The following is a 25,175-nucleotide window of genomic DNA, read 5'->3' on the forward strand; positions in this document are numbered from 1 at the left end:
GAAACCTCTTCTGTGAAGGGGTTTCTTTTGCATATAATGAATCTTTTCATTAATCTTATGTATATAGCTTTAAATCATCTTTTTAAGGGAAAAAGTAAAGAATAGAAAAGAATAGAAAAGTGCCGGAAAGAGGTGGAGCAGAGTGACAGAAAAACAATACGAAAAGGCAACCTTTGCAGGAGGCTGCTTTTGGTGCATGGTAAAGCCTTTCGATGAACAGCCTGGAATAAAAGAAGTACTATCCGGATATACCGGAGGGCATGTAGAGAATCCGACTTACCAGCAAGTCTGTTCGGAATCGACTGGCCATTATGAAGCGGTTCAAATTACATTTGACCCTGTGGTCTTCCCATATGAGAAGCTGCTTGATTTGTATTGGCAGCAGATTGACCCAACAGATGAAGGCGGGCAGTTCTATGATCGCGGCCAATCCTATCAGACTGCGATTTTCTATCACAATGAGAAACAAAAGCAGTTGGCAGAAGAATCAAAACAAAAGCTCGAAGAAACCGGTCCATTTAAAAAACCGATAGTTACGAGGATATTGCCTGCTTCAGACTTTTATCCCGCGGAAGATTATCATCAGCATTATTACAAAAAAAACCCGGAAAGATACGATGCCTATCAAACCGGCTCTGGAAGAAAGGCATTTATTAAGAACCATTGGGGTGAAAAATAATGGCGAAAAATAGAGAAGATTTAAAGCAGAAACTTAATCCCATGCAATATGAAGTAACTCAGAATAATGGCACAGAGCCGCCTTTCCGCAATGAATATTGGAATGAATTTAAAGACGGCATTTATGTCGATGTCGTTTCCGGCAAGCCACTCTTCAGCTCAAAAGACAAATATGACGCAGGGTGCGGATGGCCAAGCTTTACTAAACCCATTCAGGATGAAGAAGTTGTGGAAAAAGAAGACCGCAGTCACTTTATGGTCAGAACGGAAGTGAGAAGCAAATCAGCCGATTCCCATCTTGGTCATGTATTTGATGATGGTCCGGGTCCCGAGGGACTCCGATATTGCATCAATTCTGCTGCACTCAGGTTTATTCCTAAGGAAAAACTCGAGGAAGAAGGCTATAAAAAATATCTGAAGCTATTTAATAACGAAAACTAAGAATTGGAAGGTGCTCCTATGTTTAAGAAATTATTTGGCAAAAAGGAAACAGTAAAATCAATTGAGGTTAAGGCTGCTTTAACGGGTACAGCAGTTAATCTGGAAGAGGTGCCTGATCCAGTATTTGCAGAAAGAATGATGGGGGATGGAATTGCAATTGAACCTTCAGAAGGGGTGGTTGTTTCCCCGGTAAATGGAGAAGTAGTTCAAGTGTTCCCTACCAAGCATGCAATTGGCATTCGTGCTGAGAATGGTGCCGAGATTTTGATCCATATTGGCCTTGAAACGGTCTCCATGAAAGGAGAAGGATTCGAGACCCATATTTCCGAGGGTTCAAAGGTCAGTGAAGGTGATAAGCTTGTCACATTTGATTTAGATCTGGTTAAAGAAAAAGCAAAGAGCACAGTAACGCCAATGATAATCACCAATGGTGACCAGGTCGCTTCTCTTGAGAAAAATGCATCAGGAGCCGTAACAAGAGGTACATCTGCAGTAATGACAGTTACTGCAAAATAATGAGAAAAAGCCGCTTATTATTTAGCGGCTTTTTTCGTGTCATTCATTACGATTGGCGTTAACAGCTCAGATGTTTTTTTCTTTACTGGTCTGCTCTGGTTAGGATGGAGGAAATTTGAATAACGGCATCGTCAGTGCTGTTATTCAGTGATTTTTCGTTTGTTACAATAAATTTCACTAAATGCTGTCCGTCTTCGAGATCACTGGCAATATATTGATATCTTTCTTTAGTCAGCGGCCACCAGGAGGATAAGGATGTAATATACACATCATCTATGAAAACATCCATCATCCCGCCTTTTTCGCTTCGAATCATATCAACCCCAAGGAAAGGGCCAGTAAATTGATATTCAAGACTGTCACCCGCCTTGCGGCTTTCCCAAATGCCGTCTTTGTGAATAAATGATCCGTAAATATCTGTGACATGTGGGATGGATGCTATTTCGATGTCCGCATTTTCATGTATCGGAGCAGAAAGCTCTGCAATTTCTGCATGACTGCCGGTTAACTCGCTTATTTTCTTTATCAAAGTATCTGCATATATTTTATAGCCGTCATCATTTGGATGGACCAGATCCTTTGTCAGTTCCTCTGCAGGTAATCCCGATTGTTCAAAAGGCTTTCTCATATCAATATTTTTTGCGCCATAATGGTTGGAAATATGAGAAATCGCCTGAGCGAACGCATTATTATCAAGCGGGTTTTCTGTAATAGTTATGATTTCAGTATCAGGGTAGAGCTGTTTCGTTTTCCGGATAAGCCCTTCATAGAAATATGAAAATTGCTTATCATCCATATATTTGCGGTCATTCTCCCCGAATACGATAAAAGTTAAATCAATTTCCCCTAAATGTTCGGATTGCTGCAGCTTGTATAAACCCTCGAAGGCAGTGGCACCACTTTGGACGATGGAATGTCTTTTGGCTTTAATCCCGAAATCACTATGAAGATGTTTCTCAAGCCTTGTAAACCATGCTGATGATTTGGATGTCGCACCTGACCCTCTGCCGATGCTATCCCCGATTATCAGGTAATTGATATTCTCTTTTGACAAAAGCTTTTGATACACGTTAGTGGGGTTTGCCCCTTCAACTTTAGACAGGCTATCAAACAAATGATACAAACCATATATAAAAGTGATGATAAAAAAATATATGCCAATCTTCCTTTTCTTCATTGGTTTGAATCCTCCGCTTCTTTTCTGATTCATATAATTATCGTACCCTAATAATGGCTAAGGGGGAAGGTTTTAAAATGGAGTTGGAGCGTTTTTTTATAAAAATAGGCATATGCACATGCGGGTCAAGTTCACCATACATACATTAATATTGAAAATGCCCAAGAAATCTTGTTGAGGAGTGATTATTTATGTATAAAGGTGCAGTTGCTGGTGCCGGCTACGACCAATGTTATCCTGGATATGGCTATCCTGTTGCTGGTGCTCAAAGTGGGGGATATGGCGGATTTGCCCTGATCGTCGTATTGTTCATTCTATTAATTATTATCGGAGCATGCTGCTGCGGAAATTGGTAAAATAAATGGAACTTGTGAAGGCTGCTCGTAATGAGCAGCCTTTGTTTTTGGGGCAGAGTGTATTTCGCGAATTTTACATAAATTATTCTAAAGACGAACATTATATAAATTTCTATATTTAATAGTTCGTAAAAATATTGACCTCCACTTCTGTATTTGATATAGTTACCTTTGGTTGATGAAATTAACGAATAATGCGTCTGGAGGAAAAGGACGATGAATACAAATTATGATGTTATTGTTGTCGGTGCTGGGCCGGCTGGAATTTTTACTTGTTATGAATTAACATTGAAGATGCCTGAAGCAAGAATTTTATTAATTGATAAAGGCCATGATATTTATAAAAGAAATTGTCCGATTTTACAGAAAAAGATAGCTAAGTGCCCGCCGGCAGCAGGAAGAAAAGAATTTGCCGGCTGCTTGCCTGCTTGCTCCATCACGAACGGATTTGGCGGAGCAGGGGCTTATTCAGATGGAAAATTCAATATTACTAGTGAGTTTGGCGGCTGGATGACCGATTATCTTCCTGACTCACAAGTTGTAGAATTAATAAAATATGTAGACGAAATTAATTTGAAGCACGGTGCTACTGAAAGCATTACAGATCCAATGACTGATGAAGTGAGGGATATTGAGCGCCGCGGATATGCAGCAGGACTAAAATTGCTTCGTGCGCAGGTTAGACATTTGGGTACCGAGCAGAATCTTGAAATCCTGAAGAGCATATATGAGTATTTGCAAGAAAAAATTGATATGTCCTATAAGACAGAGGTTGAAGATCTCATTACTGAAAAAACCTCCGAAGGCCATCGCATTATGGGTGTTAAGCTTAAGTCCGGAAATGAAATTCATGCTGATAAGGTGGTTGTAGCACCAGGCAGAGATGGATCAGTCTGGCTGGCAAACCTCCTCAAATCACGCCGCCTGAAAATCATCAATAATCAGGTCGATATTGGTGTGCGGGTTGAAACTTCTGATATTGTCATGGAAGAGATTAATAAACACCTTTACGAAGGAAAGTTCACATTTAATACATCTGTCGGTACAAGAGTGCGGACATTCTGCAGCAATCCTTCCGGCCATGTTGTAGTAGAAAACCACTCAGGAATCATGCTTGCGAATGGCCATGCTTACAAAGACCCTAAGCTTGGAAGCACTAATACTAATTTTGCGCTGCTTGTATCCCATACATTCTCTGAACCGTTTGATAAGCCAAATGAATATGCGCATGAAATTTCCAGGCTTGCCAACAGCCTTTCAAGCGGCGGAATAATCGTTCAAAAGTATGGAGATATATTAAAAGGCAGAAGATCTACTGAGAAGAGGATTAAGGAAGGCTTTCTTGAGCCAACGTTAAAGGAAGCGGTCCCTGGCGATCTGGGACTTGTTCTTCCGTATAATACAATGAAAAGCCTGATTGAAATGACTGAGGCTTTAAACCATGTATCTCCAGGCCTTGCATCAGAACATACTTTATTTTATGGGGTGGAGGCGAAATTCTACTCTGCACGTCCGAAATTGAATGACCGTTTCGAAACGGAAATCAGCGGACTTTATGTTGGCGGGGATGGTGCCGGCATTACCAGAGGACTTGCACAGGCAGGTGCCTGCGGTGTCTGGATTGCAAGGGATATTATCGAAAAGGCAAGTAATGCACCAAGAAGAGAACCTGCATTAGTATAAGAGCAGAAGGCCTAGCTGAAAAGCTGGCCTTTTTTTAATATGCTTTTCAATACATACAAACAGTTATCTCCAAACAATCGTCCATCTGATAAAATGTAAAACAATCTACAAGTCTGAAAGCGAAAGAGGAGAGGACACGATGCTTGCAGAGCGATTGAAGCCCGGTGATGAGATCCGGGTTATTGCACCATCCAGAAGTATGGCCATTATAAAAGGCGAACAATTGCGAATTGCCCAGGAGAGCTGAATCAGCTTGGGTTCACAGTGACATACGGCAAAAACGCACAAGAGCATGATGAGTTCTTCAGTACGTCTATTGAAGAAAGAATTGAAGAGCTGCATGATGCTTTCACTGATCCTAATGTAAAGGGGATTTTGACCGTGATCGGCGGCTATAACGCCAACCAGCTTTTGAATTACATAGACTTTGGGTTAATAAAAAGCAATCCAAAAGTATTTTGCGGATTTAGTGATATCACAGCACTGCAGGGGGCTATTTATAAAAAAACGGGATTGATCACATATTCAGGGCCTCATTTTTCAAGCTTCGGTGTGAAGCATGGGTTTGAGTACACTTTGGAGTCTTTTATTCATGCAGTCACAAATGAAGCACCATATGAAATTACTGCATCAACGCATTGGAGTGATGATCCATGGTATCTCGACCAGGAAGACAGGCATTTCATCAAAAATAATGGGTATATCGCAATCCAGGAAGGGGATGCAGAAGGCAGATTAATCGGAGGGAATTTATGTACGCTTAACCTGCTGCAAGGGACAGAGTTCATGCCATCTTTAAAGGATTCAATATTATTTATTGAAGATGATGAGGAATCACATGCTCTTACCTTCGATCGGGATCTCCAATCTCTTCTGCATCAGCCTGATGCCCGTGATATTAAAGGAATTCTCATTGGAAGGTTTCAGAAAAATTCTCAAGTGACAGAAGAAGCACTGAAGAAAATTATTGAATCCAAAAAAGAGCTGCAAGGCATTCCTGTAATAGCAAATGTGAACATCGGCCATGTATAGCCTAACGCTACTATTCCAATTGGAGGTAAAGCAGTTATAAAAGCACAGGGTTCTGAAAGTGAAATTTGGATTGAACAGAAATAGGAAAAAATTTTGAGCAGCCGCTAGTGTGCGGCTGCTTTTTTTCAGCGAAAAATAGATTACTCTGTAAAATTCTTTTATGAAAGATTTCTAAAGTGACTTCATACAATTTACTATATTGCCAAATGGTAGAGATATTTGGATTGCAGAATTGAAGATTTGCTGTGAAAGCTCATGAAGCCATCGGCGGATATAGATTAGCCGCAGGCAAATTTCGCAATTACAGGTGGAGGGAGCAAGCTGATGAACCAGTCGAACTTAATTAAGCCGATGCTTGATGCACAGTACCCGATCATTGATTATGGAAGAGGCGTCTATTTATATGATACGTACGGAAAGGAATACCTGGATGCATCATCAGGCGCGATAACAGCTAATATTGGCCATGGTGTGGAGGAAATTATTGAGGCAATGCATGAACAGGCCAAAAAAGTTTCCTTTGTTTATCGATCGCAATTTACAAGCGAAAGTGCTGAAAAGCTTGCTAAAAAAATAGCGGAGGCTGCGATTGGAGATTTGAATTGGAGCTTTTTTGTGAACAGCGGGTCTGAGGCCACTGAAACGGCTATGAAAATAGCTATTCAGTATTGGCAGGAAAAAGGCATTATGACAAAAACAAAGGTGCTCTCGAGGTGGATGAGCTATCACGGCATTACACTGGGAGCTTTATCAATGTCAGGACATACGGGCAGAAGGGCTCGCTTTATACCATTGCTGGAGGATTTCCCAGTCATTCATCCGCCATATTGCTATAGGTGCCCCTACAATCTGGAAGCGCCTGAATGCGGTTATCTGTGTGCCCATGAACTTGAAACCATCATTAAACGGATAGGGCAAGAGAACATTGCTGCGTTTATCGCAGAGCCGGTCATTGGGGCTGCAGGGGGTGCAATAACACCTCCAAAGGATTATTACCGGATCATTAAAGAAATTTGTGATCGGTATGGCATATTATTTATTGCTGATGAGGTTATGACTGGATTTGGCAGAACAGGCACAATGCTTGCCTGTGAGCATTGGAATGTAAAGCCTGATATTGTCGCCCTTGGTAAAGGAATGGGAGCCGGGTATGCTCCGATTGCAGCTGCTCTTGTAAGTGATGAAGTTATGGAGCCCATATTGGCAGGTTCAAAAAGCATAATGAGCGGTCATACTTTGAGTGCCAATCCGCAGTCATGTGCAGTTTCCCTGGCAGTGCTTGAATATATTGAAAAAAATAATATTATCCCGGAAGTTGAAAGCAAAGGAGTGTATTTAAGATATAAGTTGACTAAGCTGCAATCCAAATTTCCCTTTATTGGTGATGTAAGGGGAAAAGGGCTCATGGCAGGGCTTGAATTTGTTATGGATCCCGTGACAAAACAGCCTTTTACAAAGAACTTTGGTCTGACTCAGAGGTTAATAAAGGAAGCACAGGAACAGGGTCTGCTTATTTACCCTGCAGGTGCAGGCACAAATGGGATAGATGGGGATGCCGTACTGATCGCACCCCCGCTGACTATAACTAAAAGGGAAATCGACGATCTGATAAAGCGATTTGATAAGACTTTGCAGATTTTCTCAGAAAATCATTTGATTTCTGGTGAGGAAGAGGCTGAAAACAATGGAGAACACATTTAATAAAATCATTGAACTTGATGACGCAATGAAGCATTTTCGGGACGGAATGGTTATTATGTTTGGCGGCTTTGGCGGTATTGGAACCCCTCCTTCCCTTATTGACGGCATTTTGGATAAAGAATTCAAAGATCTAACGCTCATTGGCAATGATTCAGGCTTTCCCCATATTGGGATCGGGAAGGTGGTCAGCCAGGGAAGGGCAAAAAAAATGATTGCTTCTCATATTGGCTCAAATCCCGTTGCCGGCCAGCTAATGACAGATGGAAAGATGGAAGTGGAATTTTCACCCCAGGGGATATTGGCAGAAAGAATACGTGCCGGCGGAGTGGGCATACCTGCTATCCTTTCCGATATTGGCTTGGATAATGACATTGTTGCCGGCAATAAACAAACATGCAGTCTTGGCGGTAAAAAGTATCTTGTCGAGCCGGCTCTTACTGCAGAGATATCGATTGTCTTTGCTAAAAAAGCTGATCCTTACGGGAACTTGATATATGACAAAAGTGCCAGAAATACAAATCCGCTTGTTGCCATGGCTGGTGATATGACAATTGCGGAAGTGGAGGAAATTGTCCCGCTTGGCAGTCTGGACCCTGATGAAATTATAACACCCGGTGTATTCGTCGATTATATTGTACCTTCGAAAGGAGTGAATTGGAAATGGGCCTGGGAGTAGAAAGCAGAAATCGTATAGCCAAACGTGCCGCAGAGGAAATAAAAAACGGGATGATTGTCAATCTCGGCATTGGCATCCCTTCGCTTGTTCCCAATCATTTGCCTGAAGGGACAAATGTAATGTTTCATGCGGAAAATGGCATTACAGGAATGGGGCCAAGTCCGGAGAAAGGGAAGGAAGATGAAAACCTCTGTAATGCAGGAGGTTTTCCAGTTTCCGTTGTAAAAGGTGCTTCGTATTGCGACAGCACGGTTGCTTTCGGGATGATACGCAGAGGAAGGGTTGATTTGACGATTCTGGGCTCTCTGGAGGTTAGCGGAAAAGGGGATCTGGCCAATTGGATTGTGCCGGGAAAAAAAGTCCCTGGCATGGGAGGTGCCATGGAGCTTGCCCAAAAGGCAAAAAAAGTCATTGTTCTTATGAACCAGACTGACAAATACGGAAACTCAAAAATTGTGGAAGAGTGCACCCTGCCTCTTACATCTGCCCGGTGTGTGGACATGATTATTACAGAGATGGCTGTCTTTCAAATATCAGCTCATGGACTCACATTGGCTGACTTGTTTGCGCCGCATTCTATAGATGAGGTAAGGGAAAAAACCGGATGCAGCTTTGCAATTGCTGAGAATGTGAGAGTGATTAATTGATAGATTTATATGCTTTGGTCTCAAAAAAGGAGTGAGAACATGAATACTCATGCAAAGATTAAACAATGGCTGGAAGAAAATAAGCAAAGAGGAACAAGACTTCTTCAGCAGCTGGTACAGGAAGGGAGCATCCGCGGACATGAAAGCAGTGCACAGGCCGTCATCATTGAAAAATGCCGCAAACTTGGACTAACTCTTGATATTTGGGAAATAGGCAAGGAGGATTTAATCAAACATCCTGCCTTTTGTTCAGATCGAAAGGATTTTTCCGGGAATCCGAATGTGGTCGCTGTTTTGAAAGGGACCGGCGGAGGGAAATCCATCATCTTAAATGGTCATATTGATGTTGTTCCAGAGGGAGACCGAAATGATTGGGAGCATGATCCATTTAGCGGCAGAATTGAAGATGGAAAGCTATTTGGCAGGGGTTCAACCGATATGAAAGGCGGTACAGTTTCGCTCCTGCTTGCTATGGAAGCCATTATGGCGCTTGGAATTAAGCTAAAAGGCGATGTGATTTTTCAAAGTGTCATAGAGGAAGAAAGCGGCGGGGCAGGTACATTGGCTGCAGTCCTAAGGGGGTATTCAGCTGATGGGGCAATCATTCCGGAGCCGACAAATATGAAGATCTTCCCAAAACAGCAGGGCTCGATGTGGTTCCGGATAACCGTCAAAGGGCGTTCAGCACATGGGGGAACCCGATATGAAGGCATCAATGCCATTGAAAAAGCAATGTATATGATTACAAAGATACAGGAGCTTGAGAAGGTTAGAAATCTTAGAATTGATGACCCGCTCTTTTCAAAGATTCCTATTCCGATTCCTATTAATATTGGAAAACTATACAGCGGAGAATGGCCTTCCTCAGTACCGGATATTGCGGTTATAGAGGGAAGGATGGGGGTAGCACCGGATGAAGAGATGAAATCAGCCGAACTAGAGCTGGAGGATTGCCTGAAGGAAGCAGCAAAAAATGATAAGTGGCTTAAAATGAATCCTCCTCAAGTTGAATGGTTTGGGGGACGGTGGCAGCCTGGTGACTTGGAGCAGGATCATCCTTTAATGACTGTACTATCGGAATCCTTTGAAGCTGTAAAAGGAAGGCAGCCGGCTGTTGAAGCATCACCATGGGGCACGGATGGAGGTATATTATCCAAAGTGGGTAATACACCTGTTGTAGTCTTCGGTCCTGGCGTGACGGAGGCCGCACATGATGTTAACGAATTTATTTCATTACATGAGGTTTTTGAAGCGGCTGAAATTATTGCTCTGGCCATACTGGAATGGTGCGGCACTAATCAGGGAGAGGAGAAATAAAGATGGGATCGATTAATATAAGAACAGCGATACCGGGGCCAAAAGCGAAGGAGTTATTGGCTAAAAAAGAGCAAAATGTTCCAAAGGGTCCATTTAACACAATGCAGACCTTTGCAGCTAAAGGGGATGGAGCACTTCTGACAGATATCGATGGAAATACTTTTCTTGATTTTGCAGGGGCAATTGGGACACTGAATGTTGGACACTGCCCGCCAAGGGTTGTTGAAGCCCTTCATGCCCAAATTGATCAATACCTTCACCCATGCTTCCATGTCATGATGTATGAGCCTTATATCAAGCTGGCAGAGAAGCTCAACAGCATTACCCCTGGCAATCACAGCAAGAAAACCTTCTTTTTAAGCACCGGAGCAGAGGCTGTGGAAAATGCAGTCAAAATAGCAAGGAAATATACCGGCAGAAAAGGAATTATATCATTTGAACGGGGCTTTCATGGGCGGACCTATATGTCCATGAGTTTAACGAGCAAAGTAAAACCTTATAAATATGAATTTGGGCCATTTGCTCCGGAAACGTATAAATGGCCATATCCTTATTATTACCGGAGTGAGGGCCTGAAGGAAATGGACCATGACAATGCCTTACTTAGTAGATTTGAAACGTTTTTTTTGAGCGAGGTGCCGCCTGAAGAAATCGCTGCTGTCATTATGGAGCCTGTTCAGGGCGAAGGAGGCTTCGTAATGCCGTCATCTCGTTTTGTTAAGGGTGTAAAACAGGTTTGTGAAAAGCACGGAATCCTTTTTATCGCTGATGAGGTACAGACGGGATTTGGCAGGACAGGCAAAATGTTTGCAATGGAGCACTATGATGTTGTGCCCGATCTTATGACGATGTCTAAATCGATCGGTGCCGGGTTGCCGATCAGCGCGGTTACTGGCAGGGCTGACATAATGGACTCACCGAATATCGGTGAAATAGGCGGAACTTATGGAGGCAGTCCGCTCGGGTGTATGGCCGCTTTAGAGGTAATTCGAACAATTGAAGAAGAAGGGTTATTAGAAAGGGCCACTGAAATCGGAAGTCTTTTCACTGAAAAATTTTCTGATTTTCCTTTAAAATATAAACAAGTGGGTGAAGTGCGTTCTTTAGGAGCAATGTGTGCCATTGAATTTGTTAAAGACCAGGAAACAAAGGAGCCAAATAAAGAAATTGTTCAGGAAATCCTGTCGAAGGCACACAAGCGCGGCTTAATCATAATGAGCGCCGGCTTATATGGCAATATTATTCGTTTGCTCAGTCCGCTTATTATAACTAATGAGCAGCTAAATGAAGGATTTTCCGTACTAGAAGAAGTAATAGGTGAATGCTGCAAATAAGGAGGAATTCCATTGAAACAACATTTATGGATCAGCGGAAAGTTCAAGAAAACAGAAAACTACAAAGCAGTAAAAAGCCCCTTTAGCGGGGAGGTAATTGCAGAAGTTGCCATGGCAGCTCCTTCCGATGTGAAGTCAGCCATCGATGCAGCAGATCAATCCAGAAAAACAATGGCAGAGATGCCTGCCCATAAACGGGCTGAAATACTGGAAAATGCTGTTGCCCTCTTGAAGGAGGAAAAAGAGGAGTGCGCCAAGATTATTTCGCTCGAAGCTTCAAAGCCGATAAAGGCTGCAAGAGGCGAAGTTGACCGCACCATCATGACCTATACCTTCGCTGCACAGGAAGCGCGCAGGCTTTATGGAGAAACGATTCCGATGGATGCTGCCCCGGGAGGCGAAGGCAGAGTTTCGTATACAGTACGGGAGCCACTAGGGATTATTGGCGCGATCACGCCATTCAATTTTCCAATGAACCTGGTTGCCCATAAAGTGGGACCGGCTATTGCTGCCGGCAACACGGTTGTTTTAAAGCCTGCTTCTCAAACGCCATTGTCCGCATATAAAATCGCTGATATTTTTCACAGAGCAGGGCTTCCTGCCGGAGCGCTGAATGTGGTAACCGGAAGCGGCGGAACGGTAGGGGATGTACTTGTTGAAGACAGCCGCATATCCATGATTACTTTTACAGGGAGCCCCGCAGTAGGCCGGCAGATCCGCGAACATGCAGGATTAAAGAGAGTAACTCTTGAATTGGGTTCCAATTCGGCAGTTGTAGTGGATGAGAATGCAGACTTGGAGAAAATTGTCCCGCGCATTGCTGCTGGAGCATTTGCCTTCCAGGGTCAGGTATGTATCTCCGTGCAGCGCATTTATGTACATGAATCCCTGTACCAGACATTTACCGAGCGTTTTGTTGAGGAAGCCAGGAAGCTGAAGATCGGCGATCCGCTCAATGAGGATACTGATATATCAGCGATGATCTCCCGAAGTGACACTGAACGCGCAGAAAGCTGGATCAGGAGTGCCGTTGAAAACGGAGCAGAGCTTGCTATCGGAGGGAATTCGACAGGGAATACCTTGTATCCAACCGTCCTGCTGAATGTCGGCAAATCCGAAAGAATTTCATGTGAGGAAGCATTTGCACCAGTTGTTCATATTAATTCATTCAGCAGCTTTGAAGAGGCTCTTGCACAAGTGAATGATTCAGAATTTGGCCTCCAGGCCGGGGTTTTCACTAATGATGTGAACAAAGCTTTTAAAGCAGCAAAGGAGCTGCAGGTGGGCGGGGTAATGGTAAACGATTTCCCAACCTTCCGTGTAGACCATATGCCGTATGGCGGAGTAAAAATGAGCGGAATGGGACGGGAAGGAATCAAATATGCTGTTGAAGAAATGACAGAGTTAAAGCTGATCAGTTTTAAAATCGATTAAGGTGAGGGACAGAAATTTGATTTACTGATTCAGCCGGTAAATGAATGTGTTTGACGGGTGATTCATTTATTGGCTGTATTACCGTGAATTCTTTATGCCACCACAATGCCTGGCCGCCTGGCCGGGCAGTTTTATTAATAGAAGGGAGTCTTAGCTATGAATCATACTGCTTCAGTAAAAACTATAAAAAATGAAAACATAGTGGCTGAGTTCTATCTTGATCCATTCAATAAGCGATTAAGGGTAGATGATTATGCAGGGAGCCTGGCAGAAACCGTCAACGAAGCAGAGAAAGCAGCAAAAGATTTTCAGTTTGAGAAATTAATATTTAGGGGAAGAGCTGAAAATTATATAGATCTGCTCTCATTGGGCTATCAGTGCGAAGCTGTTATTGACGGATATTTTCGGGGCTCTGATCAATACTTTTTTTGCAAGTATTTTACTGATGAAAGAAGGACAAGTGGACAATGGATTTCTGAGGACAGCATCGTAAAAAATGTAACCGCGCTTGAGAAAAATCCAGATGTCAGTATGCCTCCTTCTGAATATACGCTTATTAAAATAACGGAGCAGGAAGCAGAAAAACTGGCTGAACTATACTGTCAAGTATTTAAGATTTATCCAACACCTCTTCATGATCCCTCATATATTAAAAAGACAATCCGGGAAGGCACCATTTATTACGCATTTCTCTATAAGGAAGACCTTGTCAGTGCTGCTTCGGCAGAAATCAACTTATTTTATAAAAACGCAGAATTGACAGATTGTGCAACGCTTTCGTCACATCGTAAACATGGTTTAATGAAAATACTCCTTGAAAGATTAGAAAAAGAGTTAATGTCGCAGGGTATATTTTGTGCCTATTCCATTGCGAGGGCGCTGTCATTTGGCATGAATGCTGTTCTGCATCAGCTGGGATACTCCTATCGGGGCAGGCTGCTCAACAACTGTTACATTTTTGATAAACTGGAAAATATGAATGTTTGGGTTAAGAATTTGGCATATTCTGATTAACCAAAAAGAAGTGCCGAATTTTCAGCACTATCCTGACAAGTTTTCGGCACCTTGTCATATACATAAACTGGGGGGATTTAATGAATGAAACTCAAAGTATCTCAAAAGAGGTTCTGGCAGCCATATTAAAGGGCATTGATGAGGGAATACATGTTGTGGATCTGAATGGAATTACTATTTTTTATAATGAAATAGCAGCAAGGCACGATGGCCTGGCGGTTTCCGAGGTTATCGGAAAACCCGTTCTGAAAGTATTTCCTTCCTTGAATGAAGAGACAAGCACTTTACTAAAAGTAATGAAAACCAAAACTCCGATATATAATCAGACTCAGTCCTATGTAAACTTTCATGGTGTTCAGATAGAAACCATTAATACAACTCTCCCGATAACTGTAAATGGGCAGTTAGCGGGAGCTGTCGAGATCGCTAAGGACTATTCCAGGCTGAAGCTTCTTTCCGAAAGTCTTCTGGATTTACGAAAAAGAATCAAACAGCCGGTCAAAAAAAAGACTGCTGCCAAAAATGTTCAATATACACTCGATAGCCTTTTAACTGTAAATAATGAAATGAAAAATATTAAAAAGGAAGCGGCTAAACTGGCAAAGTCCGATTCTTCCATTCTTGTTTTTGGGGAAAGCGGGTGCGGAAAGGAGCTCTTTGTTCAGGGGCTTCATCATGCTTCTTCAAGAACGGAAGGGCCTTTTATTGCCCAGAACTGTGCAGCTATTCCGGAGTCTTTGCTTGAAAGTATTCTCTTTGGGACTGCTAAAGGGAGCTATACAGGAGCGGTAGACAGGCCGGGGCTTTTTGAATTAGCCGATGGCGGGACACTCTTTCTGGATGAAATACATGCCATGCCGATTGAGCTGCAGGCTAAACTGCTCAGGGTGCTCGAGGATGGCATTGTCCGAAGAGTTGGAAGTCCAAAGAGCTCTCGGGTCAATGTACGGGTGATTGCAGCTATGAATATTCATCCAGTGGAGGCACTTGAGAAGAACCAAATGAGAAAGGATTTATTTTACCGCCTGAACGTTCTCACTTTCGGCCTCCTGCCTCTAAGGGAGAGAAAAGAAGATATTGAATATCTGGCATATCATTTTATTAAACAATTTAATCAAGTATTAAACAAAAGCCTTTCAGGCATCGGGGACGAAGTGCTGGAGTTTTTCAGGCAATATCATTGGCCTGGAAATGTCAGGGAATTAAAGCATACAATCGAATACATGATGAATGTCTGTGAGGAAGACTATCTTAAAGCTGAGGATTTGCCGGTTATTATGAAACAGCAGCTTCGAAGGTATAAACAGGATTTTCCAATAAAAGTTCAGCCGTTAAAGGCGAGTATGGAAAAGCAGGAAAAGGCATTAATCGAAAAAGCTCTGCAAAAGACAAACGGAAATATAAAAAAAGCCGCAAAGCTGCTGGAGGTGCCTCGTCAGACGCTGCAATATAAACTGGCTAAGTATGATATTGTGATAAATCACAGAATCCCAGTCAGTAACACTCAAAAAGGTGCCAAATAACCGGCACCTTTTTTGTTGAAGAAAATGAAAAATTCCAAACTGCTGCTAATAATCGCCAATCCGAAAGGGTTTCATATAATAGTACTAAATATTCTGAATTGGCATAAAAATTGCAATGTCTATGTTATAGAAATTCTTAAAGGGGGAATTCAGATGAAGAACGTTTTATATAAACCGGATCGGCATTGGAAAGATATTGAGCTTTGGAAGGATGTCACAGAAGAACAATGGAATGACTGGCTCTGGCAGCTGACGAACACCATTCGGACAGTTGATGATTTGAAAAAGGTGATTAATCTTACTCCTGATGAGGAGGAAGGAGTAAGAATTTCTGTAAAAACGATCCCTTTAAATATAACACCTTATTATGCTTCACTTATGAATCCGGATGACCCGCGCTGTCCAGTGAGAATGCAATCCGTCCCTATTTCAAACGAAATCTATAAAACTAAATATGATCTTGAAGATCCGCTGCACGAGGATGAAGACTCGCCAGTTCCGGGATTAACTCACCGCTACCCTGACCGGGTCTTATTTTTGGTAACAAATCAATGTTCAATGTATTGCCGTTATTGTACAAGAAGAAGATTTTCCGGACAAATTGGCATGGGTGTTCCGAAAAAACAGCTGGATGCGGCAATAAGCTATATCAGGAATACTCCTCAGGTAAGAGATGTTCTCATTTCAGGCGGTGATGGCCTTTTAATCAATGACAATATTCTTGAATACATTCTAAAAAATTTGCGTGACATCGATCATGTTGAGATCATCAGAATCGGAACGAGGGCTCCGGTTGTGTTTCCTCAGCGGATTACCGAGAATCTATGCAATATCCTGAAAAAGTATCATCCGGTGTGGCTAAATACACATTTTAACACATCCATTGAAATTACCGAAGACTCCAAGAGAGCTTGTGAGATGCTGGCCAATGCAGGTGTGCCTGTGGGTAATCAGTCCGTTATCTTGGCTGGCATAAACGACAGTGTTCCAATTATGAAAAAACTAATGCATGACCTTGTTAAGATCCGGGTCCGTCCTTACTATATTTATCAATGTGATCTTTCTGAAGGCATTGGTCATTTTCGCGCTCCCGTTTCCAAAGGGCTTGAAATTATTGAAGGGTTAAGGGGACACACATCCGGCTATGCTGTTCCGACTTTTGTGGTCGATGCGCCTGGCGGAGGCGGAAAGATTTCACTGCAGCCGAATTATTTAATCTCCCAAAGTGCTGACAAAGTAGTACTTCGTAATTTCGAAGGTGTAATCACCACTTATCCTGAGCCTGAAAACTATGTTCCAGGCCGTGCAGAAGACTACTTTAAAGAAATTTATCCAGATATGGAAGAGAAAAGATCAAATGTGGGTATTGCCGCTCTAATGAATGACCAGCAATTCAATCTGGTGCCTGAAGACCTGGCAAGACTGGACCGCCGCGAAAAATATGACAGCGATCCTGAGCACAGTTCCTTGAAAGATAAACGTGATAAACGGGATGAATTAAAGGAAAAGAAATTCAATGCTCAGCAGAAAAAGCAGAGCCCTGCAGCAGAAGCGAATTCGCAAACTGCAGCTGCCAAGGAATAGGAGGAGAGGAATGGGAAGTAAATGTGCCTGGTGTGAAAGCCAAAATATAAATGCAAGCAGTGAAACGGTTTATTGGGAACTCCCTGATGGAACTAGGGCCATCCAAATACATGAGACGCCTTCCGTTACCTGCAGGGATTGTAATATGGTTTATCAGTCAGATGAGCTTGTTAAGTCCATTGAGGACCAGCTGTTTTTGATCGATGTGAAGAAGATCGGAAAAGAAATAAATTATGAAAAATTGATGGAGCAGCCAAGGCTGCTCAAGCGAAATTACTTTGATTTCTCTTCCTAAGTTAAGTGAAAAAAATGGCAGCCTGCAGAAATGCGGGCTGTTTTTAATATGTATAAGTAGACGAACTTAGCACAATTCGATTATAGTAGGTAATACATTAATGAACGACAAAATAAAAGGGAAGAGGTTAGTATGTCAAAAACTTTCTATCACTTTTTAATGAAATACAGACATCCCGCACCAAAAGATAGTATCAGCCGTTTTGCCAATGACGCATACGAGGACCACAGCTTTCCGAAAACGTCATATGATTATGAAGAAATCAGCTCTTATCTGGAGTTGAACGGTTCGTACATGGAAAGCATGTCTGTATTTGATGAAGCCTGGCAATTGTATGTTCTTATCGAAAGTTGAATGATTCCTTAAAAATACTCCGGTTCTGGAGTGTTTTTTTTTTGCTTTTCGTAAAGTTTGTTGCTTTTTCATAAGCTAGTTTAATATGCTGAGTTGATCTTCGCTGTGGGTACTTGATCCTCGAAAATGCTGACGCATTTTCTTCGTGTGGTGTCTATTCAAGGAAGCTTATTCAATGTCCTGCGGGAGGAGAGGGAAGTGTGAGACCCCGCAGGCGAAGCCGAGGAGGCTCGCATTCCTCCCCGCGGGTTCGCTGCGTGCCTTTCGCTGCAATCAACGGGCAGAATTCATAATCAAAAAACATCAATGGTTTAGAAAAGAGCCTTTTTTTATTGACCCTTTTCGTATAATGCTGCTTTTACTGAGTTATTCTTCTCTGTGGGCACAAGACATCAGCAGGAGGGGAGGGAGAAGGGGAATCTTCGGCTAGGCCGGGGCGCCACTTCCTGCAGAAAGCAACGGGCTGTATTCATTAATAAAACAATAATCTATGAATTTAAGACCTGCAGTTATAAAAAACTGCATCTTTGCTTTTTGATTGATTGTGATGAACGTACGGACGATTTTCATAAAAAGTGCATATACTATTGTATTCACTACTCACGACTCAGTCATTGAGAGGATGGAGGAAATGAGCAAAAAGAAAAAACCCAAGTACAAAGTCGGTGATACAGTCGTGATCACTATTTATGGTACAGTCGGAAAAGTAACAGATGTAAAGTGGCTAGATGATATGTACGTCTATGAAGTCAATAAAAGTGAAGGTCTATATATGGAATCCAGCCTTCAAATGCTGTCTGAGTATGAAGGTGAGATTATGGAAAAGGAGCATATTGACATCGAATATAAATACTTTTTTGGCGACCTTGTCCAAGTCAAGGGGTATGGTTCGGATCTTTTTAAAATCGTAGGCTTCAGGACGGAAATTTGGAGATACAAAGAAGATGCATGGGAAGATGTTATTTATGAGCTTTCGAGAATTAATGACGGGGAATGGCTGGAAGCAGGGGAAGAAGAGCTGACACTTGTTGCGGATGCTGAAAGTGCTGATGCTTTTATTCAAAAGCTGGGGCTCCTTTATATGATTAACAAAAAAGAAAAGCTACCTGATTTAAAGGAATCAGCACATTCATTCCGCAAGGCAGAAAAGGAATTGCTTGAAGGAATAAAAGAAAGAAAAGTGCTGATTGATGGTTTGCTTGATATCTATAATGATTATCGCATTCTCTATGAGATGTTTCAGGATGAAGAGTATAAGCATATCATGCGGGTTATACTCAGAAAGCTGAAGCATATCGCCAACAATGATGATAAGAGCACGGTGTGAAAAGCAGGCAAGGAAGTATTAGGGCTTATTATAGCCAGGTGACCAGGAGATACAGTAAAAATGGGATTCCAAACCATATAATGACCTTAAACCAGGCATTTAATAGATTGCTATAAAGATTTATAAGGGAGCTTTCTTCACTATTGACATCTTCTTTAATTAGTAGGACCAGTCTGGATATACTTGACATGTCGCTGCCTCCTCAATTTCTTTATAAAATGTATTGCTGCAGGCTGTTTATCCTATATGTATGTCCTAACTGAAGAAAAATGCATCGAAAATAAAATAAGGCTGTTTTCGTAAAGTTTGTGCTTTTTCATAACCTAGTTTAATATGCTGATCTTCGCTGAGGGCACTTGATCCTCGAAAATGCTGACGCATTTCCTTCGTGCGGTGTCCAATCGAGGAGCTAATTCAATGTCCTGCGGTAGGAGAGGGAAGTGTGACCCCGCAGGCGAGGCCGAGGAGGCTCGCATTCCTCCCCGCGGGTTCGCTGCGTGCCTTTCGCTGCAATCAACGGGCAGAATTCATAATCAAAAAACAACAATGTCTTAGAAAAGAGCTGCCTAAAATAAAGAATCTGACTTTTCGTAAGTTGTTCTGCATGAATCCAGGGAGTGCTTCATACATTTTGTACAAAGGGGGCGTTGCTGTGAAGGAAATAGAAGTTGTAATAGACACAGAAGAAATTGCTGAGTTTTTCTTTCATGAGCTGGCAAAAAGGGGATATGTGCCTACTGAAGGAGAATTGGATGAACTTGCTGATATCACGTTTGAATACCTGCTTCAAAAGTGCATCATTGATGAAGAAATTGAAGATGACTGATATAGAAAAATGACGAGGAATGGTGCTCGTCATTTTTTTGCGGAGCAGCAGAATATGTATATTACATAATTTAAGCACGCTATAACAAGCCGCTCAGCATTGATTGTAAGTACAGCGGATACAGCAATTCCCAAAAAAATATAAGCTGCCTCATCTGAAAATGAAACCTTCTTGTTATAAGTACGTATATCTAAGTAAAATAAGTGCTTTGCTTTATTTATGGCTAAGACCTCCGGCAGTGTTAAAATATCGGCAGGAAGGCAATCTTCCATAAGGTAAAGAACTTAAAATAATAAGGCTGTTTTCGTAAAGTTTGTTGCTTTTTCATAAGTAAGTTAAATTTGCTGAGTGGATCTTCACTGCGCGTTTTTCGCTGCAATCAGCGGGTGGAATCACTATTAAAAAACAACAACAAACTTTAAAAAAAGAGCCTAAAATAAGAAACAGGGAGAGAAGCATATGTCATTTTTTAATAAGGTCCTGGCAAGTGTGGGAATTGGATCAGCAAAAGTGGATACGAAACTTGAAAAGGATTCAGCAGTACCGGGCGAAGCCCTCAGAGGCGTGGTTGAGATAACAGGGGGAAGCGCCGAACAGAAAATCGATGATATTTACCTTTCAGTGAATACTACTTACATTAAAGAATCAGATGATAAAAAATATACGGTCTCCGGTCTGATTGACCGTTTCAGGCTCGCTCAATCCTTTATCCTGGCTGCGAATGAACGTAAGCAAATTCCTTTTACCTTTAACCTTCCAGCTGATACACCTTTGTCTTTTGGCAAAACGAAAATATGGGTGGCGACAGGACTGGATATAAAAAACGCGGTGGATCCTGCAGATAAGGATTATATTCGTGTAGCTCCAACTCCGCTGATGGATTCTGTATTGAACGCTGTTTCAAGCATGGGATTCAGGTTGCGGGAAGCAGAATGCGAACAGGCTCCTCACCGGCTGCGCAGAAGGCTGCCGTTTATCCAGGAGTTTGAATTTGTTCCAGTCTCCGGTCCCTTCAGAGGAAAGCTTGATGAATTGGAAATTGTATTTTTTCCACAGTCAAACGGAGAGATTGAGGTTATGATGCAAGTTGACCGTAAGGCAAGAGGATTAGGGGGATTTCTTGCAGAAGCAATGGAAATGGATGAAACATTTGTCCGTATCACTGTTTCAAATGCGGATATTCCTTATATGCAGCAAAAGCTTCAGTCGGCTATTGCAAAATATGCTTAATTCATTGCGAAAACGATGGGCATCACCCATCGTTTTTTCTTTGGTGGCTGGGAATGCTATAGCTTTTATGTCAAAAGTGTTTTAATTAAATCCTGTCCTTTTAAAAAGGGAGTAATAAGTGCGTACATAATAGAATCCGGAATCCTCTTCTCATCTCCGGAAATAATGCCGTGAACACCGAGCCTCTGCATGTCTGCGTATTGGTATTGTTTGCTGATGGTCCACGAATATATCTCATAATCGAATAATTCAGCTTGATTAATGAAGGACTTGGAAAGCAGGAGATGGTGAACAGATAGAAAAGAGGTAAAATCGCGGTAGGATGCCAAATGAAACAAGTCCAGGTGTTTGCTCAGCACCAGCCCTGCAGGAATTTCGGGAGCCAGCTCGTGAAACCTTTTCATTTCATTAATATGGAAGGATTGGACTTTTATCTGACTGTCGGATTTGTGAGTGTTTAGTATGTCTGCGAGAATTCCTGTCATGTCCGGCTGATTTTCAGGTGCTTTCATTTCAATGATAATTCCTATTTTTCCGCTCGTTTGGTTTAATACTTCCGTCAATAATGGGATTTTTTCACCCTCAAATTCAGGAGAAAACCAGGAGCCTGCATCCAGTTTTTTTAAGTCATTAACTGTCAACTCCTCAATTAGCCCTTCACCATCTGTAGTACGCTGAACATTCGCATCATGAATAACAACCAGCTGTTTATCTTTGCTCAGCCTTACATCTAACTCGATATAGTCAAATCCCATTTCAATAGCTTTTTCAAAAGATGCAAGCGTGTTTTCCGGTGCATGTGCAGATGCGCCTCTGTGTGCAATAGATTTAAATGGCATGAGAGGCTGAAAAAAATAGGAAAAAGTCATTAATAATAATCCAATTAGGATTGAAAGCAACACGGGCTTTTTCGTTACCAGCAATTTCTTTCACCTCCAGAAAAGATTTTTATACATTATATGCAGTACAAAGATTTTTGTAAGCGTTTTCATAGGGGGAAACGCTGTTAATCGACAAAAATAGTATTTCTTTGATGGAGGAAACGACAAGAAAAATGGCTAATTTATTAGTAATAAAAAATGGTTTGCAGAAAATAGGCAACTGGCAGGAATACGATTTTAAGAACTTAGTGGATAGATGACTAGTCACTTGATGTATTGTTTTCATCCAAAATAACAGATGCTGAAATAAGAGGGGGATGCCATATGCTGAAGGAATTAACAAGAATAAAAAGAAGAGAGTACGATGTTACGATCTTTCAAACACCTGAATTCAGGGGCAAAAAAGGCTTTCAGCAAGTATATCGCCTAAATGTCCAAGCTTTAACTCATGAGGAATGCCTTGAATCTGTTTTTAGAAAGTTTAATGTGCATGACCGGATACCCGGAGATTTTGACGGCAGATTTATATCCACAGGAGATATACTCTATATTGATGAAGGAAGAAGAGGTCAATTTTATTATCAGCTTAAGCCGGGCGGCTGGGAAGAAATTAATCGGATACATATACGCTAAATAATAAACAGGAGGGCCTGCAGCTCTCCTGTTTTATTTTATTAAATACTTTATTCAGTTATGTGTGATCCCGGGCTGTTTTTGCGTTTATTGGCTGTGAACTCCTTGCCGTGCGCTTCCTGCTCTGCAGCAATGGCTTCTGCAGGAATGTGATTATTTTTCTTTGGAGAATTTATACGGTTGCGGTGCTTTTTGCCCATCTTATATCCCTCCGCTTATCGGTTGCTTTTTGTTTTAACTGTTTTGGATGTATGAGGCTCTGTGTTAGCTCTGGAAGATGGATTGGTTTCATTGGCATGCTGGACTGCCTGCCTGAGTTTTTTGCTCATTCCTTTTTGCGGCATGATTACAACCTCCTTTGGAAAAGCTAAAATTATCTTTCCCGCATTAAGAAAAAACATGCCTGTTTATTAGTTTCTAACTGATGGCACATATGGTATAGTGTGACATGGAAGCATTTACAGAGGATTCAGAACTAATTTGGAGGTTAGATTTATGAGCGTACATATAGGTGCTAAAGAGAATGAAATTGCGGAAACGGTCCTGCTTCCCGGAGACCCTCTGCGTGCAAAATATATTGCAGAAACATTTTTAGAAAATGCGGAGTGCTACAATGAAGTCCGCAACATGTTTGGATATACAGGAACATACAAAGGGAAGCGCATATCAGTTCAGGGTACCGGCATGGGAGTGCCATCCATTTCCATCTATATTAATGAACTGATGCAAAGCTATAATGTTCAAAACCTGATTAGAGTAGGAACGTGCGGCGCGATTCAAAAAGATGTAAAGGTTCGCGATGTAATCCTGGCGATGAGCTCTTCTACAGATTCTCAAATGAACAGGCTCACTTTTGGAGGGGTTGACTTTGCGCCAACAGCGAACTTTGATTTATTGAAAAAAGCTTACGATGCAGGTGTTGAAAAAGGATTAAACCTTAAAGTCGGAAATGTCTTTACAGCTGATATGTTCTATAATGACAATGCGGAACTTGAAAAATGGGCAAAGTATCAAATTTTGGCGATCGAGATGGAAACGGCGGCTCTATATACTCTTGCAGCGAAATTTGACCGCAAAGCACTATCTGTTTTAACTGTCAGCGATCATATCCTGACAGGTGAGGAAACAACTGCTGAAGAAAGACAAACCACCTTCAATGAAATGATCGAAGTGGCACTTGAGGCTGCTGTTAAGTAATAATATTAATGGAACTGGTTCATTGAGCCAGTTTTATTTTTTTGCTGTGTTTTTATCGTAAAATGGATGTTTTGTGCCGTTTGTCCTGTTTTTAACACAATTTTGGACTAGTTGACGAGTAGTGTTAAAATAGTAATGTTGCAAAGAAATAAAAGGCTGTTTTCGTAAAGTTTATTGCTAATTGTATTATTTTACTGGCTTGATTGTAGCGGAAACTGCGAGATACTCGAAAATGCATGGTGTGCAGGCTAGGATCCAACTTCCTTCGGGAGAAGCGGAGAGGTAAGACCCCGCAGACGCAAAGCGTCGAGAAGGCTCAGGCGCCCGCTCCACAGAACGCTTGAGCATCCCTTCGCTGCAATCAACGGACAATATTGATATGCGAAAACAACAATTTATACGAAATAGCCAAATAAAAAGACAGGTGAGTTTGAATGAAGAAGATCTTAATTATGGCAGGGACTCTCAGCCTTCTGCTTTCCGGCTGCAGCCAGCTAGATCCGTATTTGGATAAAGCAAAGCCTCTTATTGAAAAAATTCCTTTCCTTGGGAAAGATGAAAGCATTGAGGAACCTACTCAAGAAACCGAACCAGAAAACAAAGAAGAAAACAGTGCCGGGAAAGAAGGCAATGAAGACAAAGAAGATATACAAAAGGATCCTCTTTCATTGGAAGCTTCATATTTTAATGATATAAAAACTGTCGATGGAAGAAATATAATCCAGAATCCTGATAATGTGATGGTACTGGTTAATAAACAATTCAGCCTTCCGGATGGCTATGAGCCATCCCAGCTAATAATCCCGGATGTTGCATTTTCTTACGGGAAATTAGATTTGGAAAAGAGCTATATGCGCCAGGACGCAGCTAAAGAATTGGAGAAGATGTTTACTGGAGCTTTGAATGAAGGTGTGGAATTATTTGCTGTATCCGGCTATCGCTCATTTACACGTCAATCGGAAGTTTTTGATGCAGAAGTAAGCAGAGTTGGCAAAGAAAAAGCTGTGCAGGCTGTGGCTATTCCCGGAAGCAGTGAACATCAGACAGGACTTACAATGGATATCTCAAGCAGAAGTGCAAGCCTTGAGCTTTCTGAAGAATTCGGGGAAACAAAAGAAGGAAAGTGGCTTGCTGAAAACGCACATCGCTATGGATTTATTCTCCGTTATCCGAAAGGGAAGGAAGCCATCACAGGCTATAAATATGAGCCTTGGCATTTCCGCTATGTGGGCCATGAGGCTGCGAAGGTCATTTATGAAAAGAAATGGACTTTGGAAGAGTATTTTGATATTGTCAAAAAAATATAAAAGGGGCCAACA

General features: G+C 41.8%; 27 protein-coding genes and 1 pseudogene. 23 read left to right on the forward strand and 5 right to left on the reverse strand.

What is annotated here, in order from left to right; all coding sequences use genetic code 11:
• The first annotated feature begins 142 nt into the window (after nt 1–142).
• Genes msrA through AC6CHU_RS24500 form a run of 3 tightly spaced genes read left to right on the forward strand, consistent with a single transcriptional unit; the run spans nt 143 to nt 1,635 of the window.
• Nucleotides 143–679, forward strand: coding sequence for a peptide-methionine (S)-S-oxide reductase MsrA (msrA, locus tag AC6CHU_RS24490; RefSeq protein ID WP_159864010.1), 537 nt, complete (start codon nt 143–145; stop codon nt 677–679).
• Nucleotides 679–1,119: a peptide-methionine (R)-S-oxide reductase MsrB gene (gene msrB / locus AC6CHU_RS24495; RefSeq protein ID WP_159864007.1), complete on the forward strand. Its 441-nt coding sequence runs from the start codon at nt 679–681 to the stop codon at nt 1,117–1,119. Before msrA ends, msrB begins: the two co-directional genes overlap by 1 nt.
• A gap of 18 nt (nt 1,120–1,137) precedes the next feature.
• Complete coding sequence (locus AC6CHU_RS24500; RefSeq protein WP_498123030.1) at nt 1,138–1,635, forward strand: PTS sugar transporter subunit IIA; 498 nt, start codon at nt 1,138–1,140, stop codon at nt 1,633–1,635.
• A gap of 82 nt (nt 1,636–1,717) precedes the next feature.
• Here the strand turns inward: AC6CHU_RS24500 and AC6CHU_RS24505 are convergent, their stop codons facing one another.
• Complete coding sequence (locus tag AC6CHU_RS24505; RefSeq protein ID WP_498123032.1) at nt 1,718–2,812, reverse strand: SGNH/GDSL hydrolase family protein; 1,095 nt, start codon at nt 2,810–2,812, stop codon at nt 1,718–1,720.
• A 191-nt stretch (nt 2,813–3,003) separates the two neighbouring features.
• On the opposite strand from AC6CHU_RS24505, the gene AC6CHU_RS24510 reads away from it, so the two are divergent.
• The 15 genes and pseudogenes from AC6CHU_RS24510 (at nt 3,004) to yodN (ending at nt 19,089) form a co-directional block, all read left to right on the forward strand.
• The gene (locus AC6CHU_RS24510) at nt 3,004–3,168 is read left to right on the forward strand and encodes a YjcZ family sporulation protein (RefSeq protein WP_159863998.1); all 165 of its coding nucleotides are present in this window, start codon (nt 3,004–3,006) and stop codon (nt 3,166–3,168) included.
• A 216-nt stretch (nt 3,169–3,384) separates the two neighbouring features.
• Nucleotides 3,385–4,851, forward strand: coding sequence for an NAD(P)/FAD-dependent oxidoreductase (locus AC6CHU_RS24515; RefSeq protein WP_159863995.1), 1,467 nt, complete (start codon nt 3,385–3,387; stop codon nt 4,849–4,851).
• Nucleotides 4,852–4,990: 139 nt separating this feature from the next.
• A pseudogene (locus AC6CHU_RS24520) lies at nt 4,991–5,967 on the forward strand (S66 family peptidase).
• A gap of 240 nt (nt 5,968–6,207) precedes the next feature.
• Nucleotides 6,208–7,584: an aspartate aminotransferase family protein gene (locus tag AC6CHU_RS24525; RefSeq protein WP_498123034.1), complete on the forward strand. Its 1,377-nt coding sequence runs from the start codon at nt 6,208–6,210 to the stop codon at nt 7,582–7,584.
• Nucleotides 7,568–8,260 carry a CoA transferase subunit A gene (locus AC6CHU_RS24530; protein ID WP_159863989.1) on the forward strand — a complete coding sequence of 231 codons (693 nt, stop codon included), beginning with the start codon at nt 7,568–7,570 and terminating at the stop codon, nt 8,258–8,260. The genes AC6CHU_RS24525 and AC6CHU_RS24530 overlap by 17 nt, the downstream gene beginning before the upstream one ends.
• The gene (locus tag AC6CHU_RS24535) at nt 8,245–8,907 is read left to right on the forward strand and encodes a 3-oxoacid CoA-transferase subunit B (protein ID WP_159863986.1); all 663 of its coding nucleotides are present in this window, start codon (nt 8,245–8,247) and stop codon (nt 8,905–8,907) included. The genes AC6CHU_RS24530 and AC6CHU_RS24535 overlap by 16 nt, the downstream gene beginning before the upstream one ends.
• A gap of 39 nt (nt 8,908–8,946) precedes the next feature.
• Nucleotides 8,947–10,224: a peptidase gene (locus tag AC6CHU_RS24540; RefSeq protein ID WP_498123036.1), complete on the forward strand. Its 1,278-nt coding sequence runs from the start codon at nt 8,947–8,949 to the stop codon at nt 10,222–10,224.
• Between the two features lie 2 nt (nt 10,225–10,226).
• Nucleotides 10,227–11,558, forward strand: coding sequence for a 4-aminobutyrate--2-oxoglutarate transaminase (gabT, locus tag AC6CHU_RS24545; protein WP_159863981.1), 1,332 nt, complete (start codon nt 10,227–10,229; stop codon nt 11,556–11,558).
• Between the two features lie 12 nt (nt 11,559–11,570).
• Nucleotides 11,571–12,992 carry an aldehyde dehydrogenase family protein gene (locus AC6CHU_RS24550; protein ID WP_159863978.1) on the forward strand — a complete coding sequence of 474 codons (1,422 nt, stop codon included), beginning with the start codon at nt 11,571–11,573 and terminating at the stop codon, nt 12,990–12,992.
• 156 nt (nt 12,993–13,148) lie between these two features.
• Nucleotides 13,149–14,006, forward strand: coding sequence for a putative beta-lysine N-acetyltransferase (gene ablB, locus AC6CHU_RS24555; RefSeq protein WP_498123038.1), 858 nt, complete (start codon nt 13,149–13,151; stop codon nt 14,004–14,006).
• Nucleotides 14,007–14,086: 80 nt separating this feature from the next.
• Nucleotides 14,087–15,529 carry a sigma-54 interaction domain-containing protein gene (locus AC6CHU_RS24560; protein ID WP_159863972.1) on the forward strand — a complete coding sequence of 481 codons (1,443 nt, stop codon included), beginning with the start codon at nt 14,087–14,089 and terminating at the stop codon, nt 15,527–15,529.
• Nucleotides 15,530–15,682: 153 nt separating this feature from the next.
• On the forward strand, nt 15,683–17,113 hold the full coding sequence (gene kamA, locus AC6CHU_RS24565; protein ID WP_498123039.1) for a lysine 2,3-aminomutase: 1,431 nt from the start codon (nt 15,683–15,685) through the stop codon (nt 17,111–17,113).
• A 10-nt stretch (nt 17,114–17,123) separates the two neighbouring features.
• Nucleotides 17,124–17,408 (forward strand): YokU family protein, encoded by a 285-nt coding sequence (locus AC6CHU_RS24570; RefSeq protein ID WP_159863966.1) that lies wholly within the window; start codon nt 17,124–17,126, stop codon nt 17,406–17,408.
• Between the two features lie 132 nt (nt 17,409–17,540).
• Entirely contained in the window at nt 17,541–17,762 is a 222-nt protein-coding gene (locus AC6CHU_RS24575) for a YozE family protein (RefSeq protein WP_159863963.1), read from the forward strand.
• A 631-nt stretch (nt 17,763–18,393) separates the two neighbouring features.
• On the forward strand, nt 18,394–19,089 hold the full coding sequence (yodN, locus tag AC6CHU_RS24580) for a germination protein YodN (protein ID WP_159863960.1): 696 nt from the start codon (nt 18,394–18,396) through the stop codon (nt 19,087–19,089).
• A gap of 28 nt (nt 19,090–19,117) precedes the next feature.
• On the opposite strand, the gene AC6CHU_RS24585 is transcribed toward yodN, so the two are convergent.
• Nucleotides 19,118–19,279, reverse strand: a complete 162-nt coding sequence (locus AC6CHU_RS24585) for a hypothetical protein (RefSeq protein WP_498123040.1) — start codon at nt 19,277–19,279, stop codon at nt 19,118–19,120.
• Nucleotides 19,280–19,741: 462 nt separating this feature from the next.
• Between AC6CHU_RS24585 and AC6CHU_RS24590 the strand changes: the two genes are divergently transcribed.
• Nucleotides 19,742–19,915 carry a YozD family protein gene (locus tag AC6CHU_RS24590; RefSeq protein ID WP_009332582.1) on the forward strand — a complete coding sequence of 58 codons (174 nt, stop codon included), beginning with the start codon at nt 19,742–19,744 and terminating at the stop codon, nt 19,913–19,915.
• Nucleotides 19,916–20,374: 459 nt separating this feature from the next.
• Nucleotides 20,375–21,145: a sporulation protein gene (locus AC6CHU_RS24595; RefSeq protein ID WP_498123042.1), complete on the forward strand. Its 771-nt coding sequence runs from the start codon at nt 20,375–20,377 to the stop codon at nt 21,143–21,145.
• A 65-nt stretch (nt 21,146–21,210) separates the two neighbouring features.
• On the opposite strand, the gene AC6CHU_RS24600 is transcribed toward AC6CHU_RS24595, so the two are convergent.
• A complete protein-coding gene (locus AC6CHU_RS24600; RefSeq protein WP_236566199.1) occupies nt 21,211–22,068 on the reverse strand; it encodes a glycerophosphodiester phosphodiesterase in 858 nt (285 codons plus the stop codon).
• 282 nt (nt 22,069–22,350) lie between these two features.
• Between AC6CHU_RS24600 and AC6CHU_RS24605 the strand changes: the two genes are divergently transcribed.
• Entirely contained in the window at nt 22,351–22,659 is a 309-nt protein-coding gene (locus tag AC6CHU_RS24605; protein WP_159863951.1) for a YodL domain-containing protein, read from the forward strand.
• A gap of 50 nt (nt 22,660–22,709) precedes the next feature.
• Here AC6CHU_RS24605 and yoyE read toward each other — a convergent pair whose 3' ends face one another.
• Together yoyE and AC6CHU_RS24615 are read right to left on the reverse strand one after the other, a co-directional pair.
• Nucleotides 22,710–22,859 (reverse strand): protein YoyE, encoded by a 150-nt coding sequence (yoyE, locus tag AC6CHU_RS24610; protein ID WP_201306521.1) that lies wholly within the window; start codon nt 22,857–22,859, stop codon nt 22,710–22,712.
• A 15-nt stretch (nt 22,860–22,874) separates the two neighbouring features.
• A complete protein-coding gene (locus AC6CHU_RS24615; RefSeq protein ID WP_009332576.1) occupies nt 22,875–23,003 on the reverse strand; it encodes a hypothetical protein in 129 nt (42 codons plus the stop codon).
• Nucleotides 23,004–23,154: 151 nt separating this feature from the next.
• Between AC6CHU_RS24615 and deoD the strand changes: the two genes are divergently transcribed.
• Nucleotides 23,155–23,856, forward strand: coding sequence for a purine-nucleoside phosphorylase (deoD, locus tag AC6CHU_RS24620; RefSeq protein ID WP_159863948.1), 702 nt, complete (start codon nt 23,155–23,157; stop codon nt 23,854–23,856).
• A 434-nt stretch (nt 23,857–24,290) separates the two neighbouring features.
• Nucleotides 24,291–25,163: a M15 family metallopeptidase gene (locus AC6CHU_RS24625; protein WP_159863945.1), complete on the forward strand. Its 873-nt coding sequence runs from the start codon at nt 24,291–24,293 to the stop codon at nt 25,161–25,163.
• Nucleotides 25,164–25,175 lie beyond the last annotated feature (12 nt).

This window comes from Cytobacillus sp. GQ23 (assembly GCF_059758675.1).